Below are 13,494 nucleotides of genomic sequence, written 5' to 3' on the forward strand. Positions count from 1 at the left end.
CGCCCGGTTACATTCCGAACCCGGAAGCTAAGCCTCACAGCGCCGATGGTACTGCAGGGGGGACCCTGTGGGAGAGTAGGACGCCGCCGAACAATTTTTCGAGAGAAGCCCCCGCCGGGTGAACCGGGCGGGGGCTTTTCTGTTGTAAGGTCAACGTGCATTGTCGTAACACAGGACAGGAGGCCCCGGGTGGAGGTCCAGGAGACGCGGGTCCAGACCGATCGGGTCCTCACCATCCCCAACCTGCTGAGCATGGGTCGGTTGGTCGGCGTTCCGCTCTTTCTCTGGCTCATCCTGTGGCCGGCCTTCGGTGGGCCGAAGAACGACGGCTGGGCGCTGCTGATCCTGATGCTCAGCGGGATCAGCGACTACCTGGACGGAAAGCTCGCCAGGCGGTGGGGGCAGATCAGTCGGGTGGGACAGCTGCTGGACCCGCTGGCCGACCGGCTCTATGTGCTGTCCACGCTCGTCGGATTGACGTGGCGTGAGTTCCTGCCGTGGTGGGTGACGGCGATTCTGATCGCTCGGGAACTCTTTATCGCTTCGCTGCTGCCGATGCTGAACCGGCACGGTTACGGGCCGCTGCAGACGAGTTTCCTCGGGAAAGCCGCGACCTTCAATCTGATGTACGCGTTCCCGCTTCTGCTGCTCGGCGGCATCGACAGCTGGATCGCGCGGCCGGCCGAGGTCGTGAGCTGGGCCTTCATCTGGTGGGGGACCACGTTGTACTGGTGGTCCGCGATTCTTTACGCGGTCCAGGCGCGGCAGATCATCAAGGCGGGCTCCGCGGGCCCGGCGTCCACAGCCTGAGACGCGATCTGAGAGAAGTCCCACGTCGCCCCGGTGCGTCGGACGATACCTTCCGGGTAGAGAACCCTCTGGAACGGTTTGATGGACCCGAAGGTCCACCACCGCGAAGGAGGACGCACCCGTAATGAAAGCCGTTGTAATGGCAGGGGGCGAGGGCACCCGACTCCGCCCGATGACCTCCAGCATGCCGAAGCCGCTGCTTCCGGTCGCCAATATGCCGATCATGGAGCACGTGCTTCGGCTGCTGAAGCGGCACGGCCTCTCCGACACCGTCGTCACCGTGCAGTTCCTGGCGTCACTCGTCAAGAACTACTTCGGTGACGGCGAGGAACTGGGCATGCACCTCACGTATGCCCATGAGGAGACGCCGCTCGGCACTGCGGGGAGTGTCAAGAACGCCGAGGACGCACTCAAGGACGATTCCTTTCTGGTGATCTCCGGTGACGCCCTGACCGACTTCAATCTCTCCGAATTGATCGACTTTCACCGCAGTAAGAACGCACTGGTCACTGTCTGTCTCACCAGGGTGCCGAATCCGCTGGAGTTCGGGATCACGATCACGGACGACGACGGGCGGGTCGAGCGCTTCCTGGAGAAGCCGACCTGGGGCCAGGTCTTCTCCGACACGGTGAACACCGGTATCTACGTGATGGAGCCGGAGGTCTTCGACTACGTCGCTGCGGGGGAGTCCGTCGACTGGTCGAGCGATGTCTTCCCCCAGCTCCTGAAGGAGGGCAAGCGGGTCTACGGATACGTCGCCGAGGGCTACTGGGAGGACGTGGGCACCCACGAGAGTTACGGCAAGGCCCAGGCGGACGTCCTGGAGGGCAAGGTCGAGGTCGAGCTCGACGGTTTCGAGATCTCGCCGGGCGTCTGGGTCGCCGAGGGGGCGGAGGTGGACCCGGAGGCGGTGCTGCGCGGGCCGCTGTACATCGGGGACTACGCCAAGGTCGAGGCCGGCGTCGAGATCCGCGAGCACACCGTGCTCGGCAGCAACGTCGTGGTCAAGCGCGGTGCGTTCCTGCACAAGGCGATCGTGCACGACAACGTGTACGTCGGGCCGCAGAGCAACCTCCGCGGTTGTGTGGTGGGCAAGAACACCGACGTGATGCGGGCCGCGCGGATCGAGGACGGCGCGGTGATCGGGGACGAGTGCCTGGTCGGCGAGGAGTCGATCATCGGGGCGAACGTCCGGGTGTACCCGTTCAAGACCATCGAGGCCGGCGCGGTCGTCAACACCTCGGTGATCTGGGAGTCGCGCGGCCAGGAGCACCTCTTCGGCGTCCGCGGGGTCTCGGGCATCCTGAACGTCGAGATCACCCCGGAGCTGGCCGTGCGGCTGGCGGGCGCGTACGCGACGACGCTGAAGAAGGGTGCCACCGTCACCATCGCGCGTGACCACTCGCGTGGTGCCCGTGCGCTCAAACGGGCGATGATCTCGGCCCTGCAGACCTCCGCGATCGACGTCCGGGACCTGGAGAACGTGCCGATGCCGGTGGCGCGGCAGCACACGGCACGCGGGAGTGCGGGCGGGATCTTCCTGCGCACCACCCCGGGCGTGCCGGACTCGCTGGACATCCTCTTCTTCGACGAGCGCGGGGCGGACCTCTCGCAGGCCGGGCAGCGCAAGCTGGACCGGGTCTACGCGCGGCAGGAGTACCGGCGGGCCTTCCCGGGTGAGATCGGGGACCTGACCTTCCCGTCCAGCGTCTTCGACTCCTACGCGGGCAACCTGCTCCGGGCGGTGGACACCACCGGGGTCCGGGAGGCCGGGCTGAAGGTCGTGGTGGACACCGCGCACGGCAGTGCCGGTCTCGTCCTGCCCAGCATCCTCGGGCGGCTCGGGGTGGAGGCGCTCACCGTCTCCAGCGGGCTGGACGAGGCCCGGCCGACCGAGGACGCGGAGACCCGGCGGGCCGGGCTGGCCCGGCTCGGCGAGCTGGTGGCCTCTTCGCGGGCGGCCTTCGGAGTGCGGTTCGACCCCGTCGGGGAGCGGGTCGCGTTCGTGGACGAGCTGGGCCGGGTGATCGACGACGACCGGGCGCTGCTGGTGCTGCTCGACCTGGTCGCGGCGGAGCGGCGGAGCGGTCAGGTGGCCCTGCCGGTGACCACGACCCGGATCGCCGAGCAGGTCGCGGCCTACCACGGCACCCAGGTCATCTGGACCACGACGACGCCGGACGACCTCGCGAAGGCGGCCTCCGCCGAGGGCACGGTGTTCGGCGGGGACGGGCGCGGCGGCTTCGTGGTGCCCGAGTTCAGCGGGGTGCTGGACGGTGCCGCGGCCTTCGTCCGGCTGGTCGGCCTGGTGGCCCGGACCCAGCTCACGCTGAGCCAGATCGACGCGCGGATCCCGCAGGCGCACATCCGGCGCCGGGACATCGCGACGCCGTGGGCGGCGAAGGGCATGGTCATGCGCTCGGTGGTGGAGGCGGCCGGCAGCCGGCGGCTGGACACCACCGACGGTGTCCGGGTGGTCGAGGCGGACGGTCGCTGGACCCTCGTGCTGCCGGACCCGGCCGAGGCGGTCACCCACCTGTGGGCCGAGGGCCCGGACGACGAGGCCACCGACGCGCTGCTGGACGAGTGGGCTGCCGTGGTCGAGGGCGCGGGGCGGTGACGCTCTGAGCGGGCCGGTCCGCTGATCGGAGAAGTCCCCGGACGGCGGGGCGTGCGGTTCGATCCGTGCGCCCCGCCGTCCGTTTTCGCCTCATTCGGAGCGGTCCGTCGCCTTCCGTCGATGTGTGCGGCGTGTGTGCAGCTCAGGGGCCGTGCGCGGGGGGCCTCCGGCGCCGTGGGACGATGGTCCGCATGCCAGCGACGCCGACGCCGAGTGCCCCGAACGGACGGTACAACCGCCCGGACGCCTCGATGTCCCTGCTGACCAACGTGATGGACCACAGCCTGGACGAGGGCTACGCCGAGGCGGCCGCGGCCCGGGGCGGCGCGCAGGACAGTCGGATGCCCCGGACGCTGAAGGGCCTGCTGACGCTGGGCGCCGGACTGGCGTTGGTCGGGGCGGTGGTGACGGTGGGCGCGGTGAACGCGCACAAGGCCGAGCCGACGCTGGCCAAGGAGCGGGACGCGCTGATCCACCGGATCAACGACAGCAACGGCGCGGCGGACCGCCTCCAGAAGGACGTCCAGGACCTGCGGCGCAAGGTCGACGACACCCAGCAGCAGGCGCTGGCCTCGGGGGACGGCGGCGCGGGCGCGCTGACCGGCGAGGTGGGGTTGGGAGAGGTCACCGGACCCGGGGTGAAGCTGGTCCTGGAGGACGCGGCCGGCACCGGTGCCGGGGGCAACGTCGACCCGCGGGCCGGGCAGGGCTTCTCGAACAGCGGCCGGCTGCGGGACCGGGACCTGCAACTGGTGGTGAACGGTCTGTGGGGATCCGGCGCGGAGGCCGTCTCGATCAACGGGCAGCGGCTGACCGCGCTCTCCGCGATCCGGGCCGCCGGTGAGGCGGTGCTGGTGGACAACCGGCCGCTGGTCCCGCCGTACAACATCCAGGCGATCGGGGACGGGCCGAAGCTCCTCACCGCGTTCGAGAACGACATGGCCGGGCAGTACCTGCGGCTGCTGGAGGAGAAGTACGGCATCAAGTCGACGCTCTCCGCGCAGAAGAGCCTGACCCTGCCGGCGGCGGTGGGCGTGACGTTGCGGACCGCCCAGCCGGTCACGCCCGAGCCCTCGCCCCCGGCGAGTCCGTCGGCCGCCCCGAGCGGGAGCCAGTCGGCCGGTCCGGGAACCCCGGAGAGCCCCAGCGCGTCCGTTTCACCGTCCGCGACCAGCGAGCCGCCCGCCAAGCGGCGACCGACCGGCGGATCCGCCAAGACCACGACAGGAGCAGCTAGACCGTGATTGCCGTACTGGGTCTCGTGATCGGGGTGGTCGTCGGCCTCTTCGTCCAACCCGAGGTGCCCGACGCCGTGGTGCCCTACCTGCCGATCGCGGTGGTGGCGGCGCTGGACGCGGTGTTCGGTGGCGTCCGGGCGATGCTGGACGGGATCTTCGACGACAAGGTCTTCATCGTCTCGTTCCTGTCGAACGTGGTGGTCGCGGCGCTGATCGTCTTCCTGGGCGACCAGCTGGGCGTCGGTTCCCAGCTGTCCACCGGCGTGGTCGTCGTCCTCGGCATCCGCATCTTCTCCAATGCGGCCGCGATCCGGCGTCATGTCTTCCGGGCCTGAGCCGGGCCGCGAGGCGGCGGCGGAGGAGCGCGAGGAAGAGCGGGCGGAGGAGCGGACGGAGGCGCCGGCGGTCGAGGAGACCGCTGCGGAGCCGGCACCGGCTCCGGCTCCCGCGGCGGAGGAGTCCGGGCGGCCCGGGGAGGCGGCCGAGGGAGTCCAGAGCGCCGAGGAGCCGACCGACCCTGACGACTCTCACGCTCGGGCTGAGCGTGAGACCGGGGCGGCGGAGCCGCGGTCGGTGACGCCGGTGCGGCTGACGAAGCCGGCCGAGCCCGAGCCTGCCGTGGCCGAAGGTGATGCGCACGGCGGGCCGGAAGAGCCGGCCGGGCCGGAGGCCGTCGAGGAGCCGCAGGACGCGGACCGCGCCGCCGGTCGGCGGCGGCTGAAGGCGGCGCTGTGGCCGCCGCGGTTGTCACGCGGTCAGCTGGTGGTGGCGCTGCTGCTGTTCTCGCTCGGCCTGGGGCTGGCGATCCAGGTGCGTTCGACGAACGACCACCACAACCAGCTGCGCGGGGCGCGGCAGGAGGACCTGGTCCGGATCCTCGACGAACTGGACAGCCGTCAGCAGCGTCTCCAGCAGGAGAAGGCGGAGCTGGAGCAGTCCCTGGGCAAGTTGGAGAACAGCTCCAACCAGGCCAAGGAGGCCCAGGAGCAGACCAGGAAGAAGATGACGGAACTGGGTGTGCTGGCCGGTACGGTCAAAGCCACTGGTCCGGGCATCGTCCTCACGGTCGACGATCCCCAAGGGCAGGTGAAGGCAGATATGCTGCTGGACACCCTGCAGGAACTTCGAGCGGCGGGGGCGGAGGCGATTCAGATCAACGATGTGCGCGTGGTGGTCAACACCTACTTCACCGACCTCTCGGGCGGTGGGGTGCAGATCGACGGGAAGAAGGTCTCGCAGCCCTATCGGTTCACCGTCGTGGGGAACCCGCAGGACCTGACGCCTGCGCTGAACATCCCGGGGGGCGTCGTCCGCACCCTGGAGAGCCACCAGGCGCGGGCGACGATCGCCCAGCAGCAGAAGGTGGTCGTCGACGCCCTCGTCGACCTGAAGACGCCGCAGTACGCCAAGCCGGCGGCGAAGTGACGGGGCGCTCGACGAACGGTCCGTCACGGGCGGGCGGCACCCGGTGCGGGGTGTCGTCGTCGCGTGGGGGAGACTGGTTCGCACCAGTACGCTCCGTAGCAGTGAACGCCGCACCAACAGTCGGAGTACCACTCCAGCAGCTCCGGGCCGCAACCGGGCCCGCCGCCTGTCCGAGGTTCTCACCCTGCCCCGCGGGCGGGTCTGTCACACGCAAGGGGATTCGCCCGTGAGTTTCTTCTCGAAGTTGTTCGGTCGCAACAAGGGCCGCGACGCGGCCGCCGTGGAGGCGCCCACCGCGCGCCACCGCCGCTCGGATGACGAGCCCGCCGTGCCGGGCATGCGACCCGCCCCCGAGGCCGCGCCGTACGCCGGACAGCAGGCGTACCGGGACGGTGCCGCCCAGTACGCGGGGAATCCGGCGGGCTACGGCGCGTCGGTTGACCCCTCCGGCGACCCGCGCATAGGTTTCCCGTCGGGACCCTCAACCTCTGGTGGAGGGTTTGCTCCGGACCCGTACGCCGGGCACAACCCGTCGGGTGTGCCGCGCCAGGAGGCTGTGAACATGGCTGGCCCCACTCCGTGCCCCAGGTGCGGCAACCAGAACCCGGCCGCGGCCCGCTTCTGTTCCAACTGTGGCACCGCGCTGCGCGGCGGCCTGCTGCCGGAAGGGGCGGTGGAGACCACCTCGACGATCTCGATCTCCGGTCTGGAGTCCTACGACCCCTCCGCGACGACCGGGACCGGTACCACGCCGGCGCTGTCGGCCGAGGTGCTGTCGGCGATCGACGCGCTGCCGCCGGGCTCGGCCCTGCTGATCGTCCAGCGCGGCCCGAACTCCGGCAGCCGGTTCCTGCTGGACTCGGACGTCACCACGGCCGGACGTCACCCGCAGGGTGACATCTTCCTGGACGACGTCACGGTCTCCCGGCGCCACGTGGAGTTCCGCCGCACCCCGGCCGGCTTCAGCGTCGCGGACGTGGGCAGCCTGAACGGCACCTACGTCAACCGGGAACGGATCGACGAGGTGGCGCTGAACAACGGCGACGAGGTGCAGATCGGGAAGTACCGGCTGGTGTTCTTCGCCGGCCACAACCGGGGGTACTGAAACCAACGTCGGCGGGAGCCCGAGTGAATACGAATACCCCTTCCTCTTCTCTCGGGGCGGCCAACCCTGCGTCGTCGTCCGGTCCGCAGGCGGACCGGGGCGGACGCGGGGTGGTCGCGGGCCCCAGGCAGCCGGTCCGGTCGGACCGGCCCGCCGGGCGGCGGCGCGGCGGTGACGAGCTGTTGAGCATCGGCGCGGTGCTGGCCTTCCTGCGCGACGACTTCCCCGAGGTGACCATCTCGAAGATCCGCTTCCTGGAGGCGGAGGGACTGGTCGAGCCGCAGCGCACCCCCTCGGGGTACCGCAAGTTCAGCCCGTCCGACGTGGAGCGGCTGGCGTACGTGCTGCGGATGCAGCGCGACCACTACCTGCCGCTGCGGGTGATCCGGGAGCACCTGGACGCGATCGAGCGCGGCGAGGCCCCGCCCGCGCTGCCGTCCGCGGCCGACACCCGGCCCGGGCCGCTGGAGGAGGCCGACCGCGAACTGGTGGCCTCGGCCGAGGTCCCGTCCGGGGTCCGGCTGGGGCGGGCCGAGCTGCTGGCCGCGGCCGAGGCCGGCGAGCCGGAGCTGGCGGAGTGGGAGTCGTACGGGCTGGTCGCGCCGGGCCCGGACGGCGGGTACGACGGGGAGGCGCTGCAGGTGGCCCGGCTGGTCGCCGAGCTCGGCCGGTACGGCCTGGAGCCGCGGCACCTGAGGGCGATGAAGGCGGCGGCGGACCGCGAGATCGCGTTGGTGGACCAGGTGGTGGCGCCGTTGCGGCGGCACCGGAACCCGCAGACCCGGGCGCACGCGGAGGCCACCGCACGGGAGCTGGCGACGCTGTCGGTGCGGCTGCACGCGGCCATGGTCCAGGCCGGACTGCGGGCCCGTGGATAGTCCCCGAAGCGCCCTCCGGCGCACCGGTGCACCGCGCTGACCAGCGGCGTCGGCCCTGCGCTTTCATATCCGGGGTCGGAGCCATAGGGTTGCCTGTGTGAATGAGCTCGACGTCGTGGGTGTCCGAGTGGAGATGCCTTCCAACCAGCCGATCGTGCTGCTGCGGGAGGTCGGGGGAGATCGTTACCTGCCGATCTGGATCGGCCCCGGCGAGGCGACCGCGATCGCCTTCGCCCAGCAGGGCATGACTCCGGTGCGCCCGCTGACGCACGACCTGTTCAAGGACGTCCTGGAAGCGCTCGGCCAACAGCTCACCGAGGTCCGGATCACCGACCTGCGGGAGGGCGTGTTCTACGCCGAGCTGGTGTTCGCCGGCGGGGTCGAGGTGAGTGCCCGGCCGTCCGACGCGATAGCGCTCGCACTGCGCACCGGTACGCCGATCTACGGGAGCGAGGAGGTGCTCGCGGAGGCGGGCATCGCGATCCCGGACGAGCAGGAGGACGAGGTCGAGAAGTTCCGCGAGTTCCTCGACCAGGTGTCGCCCGAGGACTTCGGGGGCGGCGGCCCGCAGTAGCGCGGAAGGGGCTGGTCTGCCCCCGCGCGTGGCGTTTTGCCAAAAACCGTCCATCTACCCACACTAGGGGCACGAAAAACCACTCTCCTGAGTGATGTGGTTTGTCCGGCCCGGCGTGGCGATCGTTGACGGGTCATAGGGGACTGCCTACCGTCAGGAGTGGCTGTCCGGGTGGCCGATGCCCGCAGTCGGGTCGCCCGCAGCACGAGTGGACGGAGGTAGGCATGAGCAGCACCGGCGATGACACGGCCGTGGGAGGCCTGTGCGCCATGCACATGCCGCGCACCGCACACGGCGTGTCCGAGCTGCCCAGAATGGGCAGGTTCCCGGCCGTACAGCCGGGCCAGCCCGCGATCGAGCGGGTGGCCCCGACGTCCGAACTGGTCGGGTTCCGCGGTCCGACGGCCTGTGCGGCGGCCGGCATCACCTACCGCCAGTTGGACTACTGGGCCCGCACCGGACTGCTGGAGCCCAGCGTCCGGACCGCCTACCCGGCGACCAGTCAGCGGCTCTACAGCTTCCGTGACGTCCTGCTGCTCAAGATCGTGAAGCGGCTGCTCGACGCGGGCGTCTCGTTGCAGAACATCCGGGTGGCGGTCGCCCATCTGCAGGCCGCCGAGCAGGCCGACCTGACCGGGCTGACGCTGATGTCCGACGGTGCGACGGTGTACGAGTGCACCACGCCGCAGCAGGTGGTCGATCTGCTGAAGAGCGGTCAGGGGGTGTTCGGCATCGCGGTGGGAGCGGTCTGGCAGGAGCTGGAGCTGACCCTCGGTCGGCTGCACGCGGAGCGGACCGACACCGGCGAGACGCTGGTCGGCAACGACCCGGCGGACGAGCTGGCGCAGCGGCGCAACCGGGCGGTCTGACCCGCTCGTCGTTTCGGGGCCCCGGGAGCCGTGGGCCGGGACGGGGAACCGTTCCGGTCCACGGCTTCGTCGTGGTGCCTGGTGAAGCGATCAGGGGAGGGGCACGTGGACGTGGGCACCGGGATACCGGGGCTGCTGCGGCGCCGGGCCGGGGGGATCCGGGCGCGGCTGCGGGAGCGCAGGACGCAGCGCCGGGTCTTCCAGGCGGCGACGCTGCTGTGCTCGCTCGCGCTGGCGCCCAGTGCCTGGCTGTGGTGCGCGGCGGGGGACCGGGTGGGCACGGTGGAGAGCGCGCCGTCGGCGCCGGTGGCGGTGGTCTTCGGTGCCGGGCTGGACCAGGGCAGGCCCTCGCCGTACCTGGAGCACCGGCTGGTGGCGGCGCTGGACCTGTACCGGGCGGGCAAGGTGAAGGCGATCCTGGTGACCGGGGACAACGGGCGGGTCGCGTACGACGAGCCGGACGCGATGTACCGGTACCTGACCGGGCACGGGGTGCCGGGGGACCGGGTGGTCCGGGACTACGCGGGCTTCGACACCTGGAACTCCTGCACCCGGGCGCACCGGATCTTCGGGGTGGACCGCGCGGTGCTGGTCAGCCAGGACTTCCACGTCCGGCGGGCGCTGGCGCTGTGCGAGGCGGCGGGCATCCGCTCGTACGCGGTCGGGGTGCCGGAGCTGCACGACTCCACCTGGCTGTACGGCGGGCTGCGGGAGGTGGCCGGGGCGGGCAAGGCGGCGGTCAACGCCTGGCTGCGGCCGGACCCGGTGTTCCTCGGGCCCCGGGAGGACGGCATCCCGAAGGCGCTCGCGGAGGCCGCGGAGGAGTAGCGGCGGTCGGGCGGCCCCGGGGCGTCGGCCGGGTTCGTACGCACTGTCGGACCCGTGCGCGATGATCGGCGGGTGCGATCTCTGCCGAGCATCATCCACCTCGACATGGACGCCTTCTTCGCCGCGGTGGAGCAGGCGGCCAAGCCGAGCCTGCGCGGCAAGCCGGTGATCGTCGGCGGGCTCGGCGGGCGCGGGGTGGTCTCGACGGCCTCGTACGAGGCGCGCCGGTTCGGGGTGCACTCGGCGATGCCGATGGCGCAGGCGCGGCGGCTCTGCCCCAACGCGGCGTTCCTGTCGGGGCGGTTCGAGGCGTACCGGCAGAACAGCGAGATCGTGATGGGGCTGCTGCGCGGGCTGTCGCCGCTGGTGCAGCCGCTGAGCCTGGACGAGGCCTTCGTCGACCTGGAGGCCGGTCCGTACGGTCCGGCGCTGGCAGCGGCGGACCACGCGACCGGGGAGCGGCTGGTGCTCGCGCTGGCGGAGGACCTGCGGGCGGACATCCACCGGTTCACCGGGCTGACCGGCTCGGTGGGGGCGGCGGGCTCCAAGCTGATGGCGAAGATCGCCTCCGAGCAGGCCAAGCCGGACGGGCTGGTGCTGATCGAGCCGGGGCAGGAGCGGGCCGTGCTCGGCCCGATGCCGGTCCGGGCGCTGCCCGGGATCGGGCCGGCCACCGAGCAGGTGCTGCGGCGGGCCGGGCTGAGCACGGTGGCCGACCTGGCGGAGGCGGGGGAGGCCGAGCTGGTCCAGCTGCTCGGCCGGGCGCACGGCGCCGGGGTCTTCCAGATGTCGACGGGCCTGGACGAGCGGCCGGTGGTGGCCGACCAGGACGCCAAGTCGGTCTCGGTGGAGGACACCTACGAGGTGGACCTGGCCGACCGGGACCGGGTGCTGCGCGAGGTCGAGGCGCTGGCCGGCCGCTGTGTGCGGCGGTTGCGCGCGGCGGGGCGCTCGGGGCGGACGGTGGTGCTCAAGGTGCGGCGGTTCGACTTCTCGACGCTGACCCGTTCGGAGACCCTGGGCGGGCCGACCGACGACGAGGCGGTGATCACCGCGACGGCGCGGCGGCTCGCGGAGCAGGTGGACATCACCGGCGGGGTCCGGCTGCTCGGGGTGGGCGTGGCCCAACTGGCCGACTACACCCAGGAGGACCTGTTCGCGCAGGCCCTGCGGGAGGAGGCGGCGGAGCACGTCGAGGCGGTCGAGGCGGCGGTGGCCGAGGAGGAGCCGGAGGAGCCGGTGGTGCGGCGCTGGATGCCCGGGCAGGACGTCCGGCACGCCGAGTGGGGGCCGGGCTGGGTGCAGGGCAGCGGGGTGGGGCGGGTGACCGTGCGGTTCGAGACGCCGTGGAGCGGGCCGGGGCGGGTGCGCACCTTCGCGGTGGACGACCCGGAGCTGGAACCGGCCCGGCCGCTGCCGCTGCGGGAGGCCGGGGACCCGGCGGGGGAGGGGGCGTGAGCGGGCCCGACCGGGGAGGGGCACGGGGCGGGGAACGCGGAACGGCCCCACCCGGTGGGAAGCACCGGGTGGGGCCGCATACCGTGCCGGACCCCGGACGGTCGTGATGCCCTCGCGACCGAGCGGAGGCCGGGCCCGCGCGTCCTGTCCCTGAGCGCGCGGGCCGGACGCCTCGTCAGGCGTCGGTCTTGGCCAGCGCGGGGCTGGAGTCCTGCTGGGCCGGGCCGCCGGTGACGGCGGTGACGGCGGGCTTGACGTTGCGGATCAGGAAGGGGACGACGCCGGCGATGATGCAGACGACGGCCGTGGTCCAGAACGCGTGCTTGTAGGCGTCCAGGGTGGGCAGCTGGACCGGGATCTTGATCGGCAGCTTGATGGTGTCACCGGTCAGGATGGCGGTCATCACGGCGGTGCCGATCGCGCCGCCGACGGTGCGGAGCACGGAGTTCATGCCGTTGGCGATGCCGCTCTGCTCGACCGGGACGGCGCCGTTGATGTAGGCGGGCATCGCGGCGAAGGCGAGGCCGATGCCGAGGCCGAAGATGGCGGAGGCGGTGTAGATGTCGCCCTCGTGGCTGTGCCGCAGGGCCAGGTAGGCCATCGCGATCGCACCGAGGACGCCGCCGAGGACCAGCGGCAGGCGGGGGCCGCGGCGGGCGATCAGCAGCGCGCCGACCGGGGCGGCGACCATCGAGCCGATCGCGGACGGCAGCAGCATCACGCCGGCGTGCAGGACGGTCGCGGTGAAGCCGTAGTGGGCCAGCTGCTCCGGGGTCTGGGCGAAGTTGCTGATGACCATGAACGAGCCGTACATGCCGAAGCCGATGAGCAGACCGGCCAGGTTGGTGAAGGCGACGGCCGGGCGGCCCATCATCTTCAGGTCGACCAGCGGGTGCGCGACCTTGGTCTCGATGACGCCCCAGATCAGGGCGACCACGGCGGCGACGGCGAACAGGCCGAGGGTCTTGGTGGAGGTCCAGCCCCAGTGGTTGCCCTGGCTGACCGCGACCAGCAGGGCGGAGAGCCAGGCGGCCAGGGCGAGGGCGCCCAGCGGGTCGGCGCCGCCCTCCTTGTCGACGACCGGGTCGGACGGGACCCGGAAGGCGACCAGGGCCACCGCGAGCAGGCCGAAGGCCAGGCCCATCCAGAAGATCGACTTGTAGTTCCAGTGCTCCAGCAGCAGGCCGGTGGCGACCAGGCCCAGGCCGGAGCCGACGCCCATCGAGGCGCTGATGGCGGCGACGCCGCCGGTCACCTTCTGCTTGGGCAGCTCGTCGCGGACGATGCTGATCGCCAGCGGCATCACGCCACCGCCGGCGCCCTGGAGGACGCGAGCGACGATCAGCCAGGTGAAGGAGTGGGTGCAGACCGCCAGCGCCGAACCGGCGACCAGGCCGGCCAGCGAGATCAGCAGCATGGGCTTGCGGCCCCGGAGGTCGCCGAAGCGGCCCAGCAGGGGAGTCAGCACGGCGGCGGACAGCAGGTTGGCGGTCATCAGCCAGGTGATGTTGGAGCCGGAGACGTCCAGTTCCTTGGCCAGCGACGGCAGGATCGGGACGACCGCGGTCTGCACCACGCTGAACGACAGCATCGCCAGGATGAGGGCCGGCAGGACCCGGGCGTTGCTCTGCTTCTCGGCCGCGGTGGTGGGCTGTGGTGCCTCACTCACGGTTGCTTCCTCCCGTACAT

The 13,494-nt window shown here is 71.7% G+C and carries 12 protein-coding genes and 1 rRNA gene; 12 read left to right on the forward strand and 1 reads right to left on the reverse strand.

Features of this window, described 5'->3' with window-relative positions; translation table 11 throughout:
- From rrf to AB0O91_RS25560, 12 genes are all read left to right on the forward strand, one after another.
- Positions 1 to 92, forward strand: a 5S ribosomal RNA gene (gene rrf / locus AB0O91_RS25505); the annotation flags it as partial.
- Between the two features lie 97 nt (positions 93 to 189).
- The gene (locus AB0O91_RS25510) at positions 190 to 810 is read left to right on the forward strand and encodes a CDP-alcohol phosphatidyltransferase family protein (protein WP_363437200.1); all 621 of its coding nucleotides are present in this window, start codon (positions 190 to 192) and stop codon (positions 808 to 810) included.
- 124 nt (positions 811 to 934) lie between these two features.
- Positions 935 to 3,430, forward strand: a complete 2,496-nt coding sequence (locus tag AB0O91_RS25515) for a mannose-1-phosphate guanyltransferase (RefSeq protein WP_363437203.1) — start codon at positions 935 to 937, stop codon at positions 3,428 to 3,430.
- A gap of 191 nt (positions 3,431 to 3,621) precedes the next feature.
- On the forward strand, positions 3,622 to 4,674 hold the full coding sequence (locus AB0O91_RS25520) for a DUF881 domain-containing protein (RefSeq protein ID WP_363437205.1): 1,053 nt from the start codon (positions 3,622 to 3,624) through the stop codon (positions 4,672 to 4,674).
- Positions 4,671 to 5,003 carry a small basic family protein gene (locus AB0O91_RS25525; RefSeq protein WP_266273207.1) on the forward strand — a complete coding sequence of 111 codons (333 nt, stop codon included), beginning with the start codon at positions 4,671 to 4,673 and terminating at the stop codon, positions 5,001 to 5,003. Before AB0O91_RS25520 ends, AB0O91_RS25525 begins: the two co-directional genes overlap by 4 nt.
- A 238-nt stretch (positions 5,004 to 5,241) precedes the next feature.
- On the forward strand, positions 5,242 to 6,093 hold the full coding sequence (locus AB0O91_RS25530; RefSeq protein WP_363437207.1) for a DUF881 domain-containing protein: 852 nt from the start codon (positions 5,242 to 5,244) through the stop codon (positions 6,091 to 6,093).
- 562 nt (positions 6,094 to 6,655) lie between these two features.
- Positions 6,656 to 7,198 carry an FHA domain-containing protein gene (locus tag AB0O91_RS25535; protein WP_350512645.1) on the forward strand — a complete coding sequence of 181 codons (543 nt, stop codon included), beginning with the start codon at positions 6,656 to 6,658 and terminating at the stop codon, positions 7,196 to 7,198.
- 182 nt (positions 7,199 to 7,380) lie between these two features.
- On the forward strand, positions 7,381 to 8,076 hold the full coding sequence (locus AB0O91_RS25540; protein WP_363437211.1) for a MerR family transcriptional regulator: 696 nt from the start codon (positions 7,381 to 7,383) through the stop codon (positions 8,074 to 8,076).
- 97 nt (positions 8,077 to 8,173) lie between these two features.
- Positions 8,174 to 8,650 (forward strand): bifunctional nuclease family protein, encoded by a 477-nt coding sequence (locus tag AB0O91_RS25545; RefSeq protein ID WP_030062493.1) that lies wholly within the window; start codon positions 8,174 to 8,176, stop codon positions 8,648 to 8,650.
- Positions 8,651 to 8,874: 224 nt separating this feature from the next.
- A complete protein-coding gene (locus tag AB0O91_RS25550; protein WP_363437215.1) occupies positions 8,875 to 9,519 on the forward strand; it encodes a MerR family transcriptional regulator in 645 nt (214 codons plus the stop codon).
- 111 nt (positions 9,520 to 9,630) lie between these two features.
- Positions 9,631 to 10,347 (forward strand): ElyC/SanA/YdcF family protein, encoded by a 717-nt coding sequence (locus tag AB0O91_RS25555; protein WP_363437419.1) that lies wholly within the window; start codon positions 9,631 to 9,633, stop codon positions 10,345 to 10,347.
- Positions 10,348 to 10,419: 72 nt separating this feature from the next.
- A complete protein-coding gene (locus AB0O91_RS25560; RefSeq protein WP_363437217.1) occupies positions 10,420 to 11,805 on the forward strand; it encodes a DNA polymerase IV in 1,386 nt (461 codons plus the stop codon).
- Positions 11,806 to 11,980: 175 nt separating this feature from the next.
- Here AB0O91_RS25560 and AB0O91_RS25565 read toward each other — a convergent pair whose 3' ends face one another.
- Positions 11,981 to 13,474: an MFS transporter gene (locus AB0O91_RS25565; protein ID WP_363437220.1), complete on the reverse strand. Its 1,494-nt coding sequence runs from the start codon at positions 13,472 to 13,474 to the stop codon at positions 11,981 to 11,983.
- Between the last annotated feature and the right edge of the window lie 20 nt (positions 13,475 to 13,494).

Source organism: Kitasatospora sp. NPDC089797, from assembly GCF_040684795.1.
In the GTDB taxonomy this organism is placed as follows: Bacteria; Actinomycetota; Actinomycetes; order Streptomycetales; family Streptomycetaceae; genus Kitasatospora.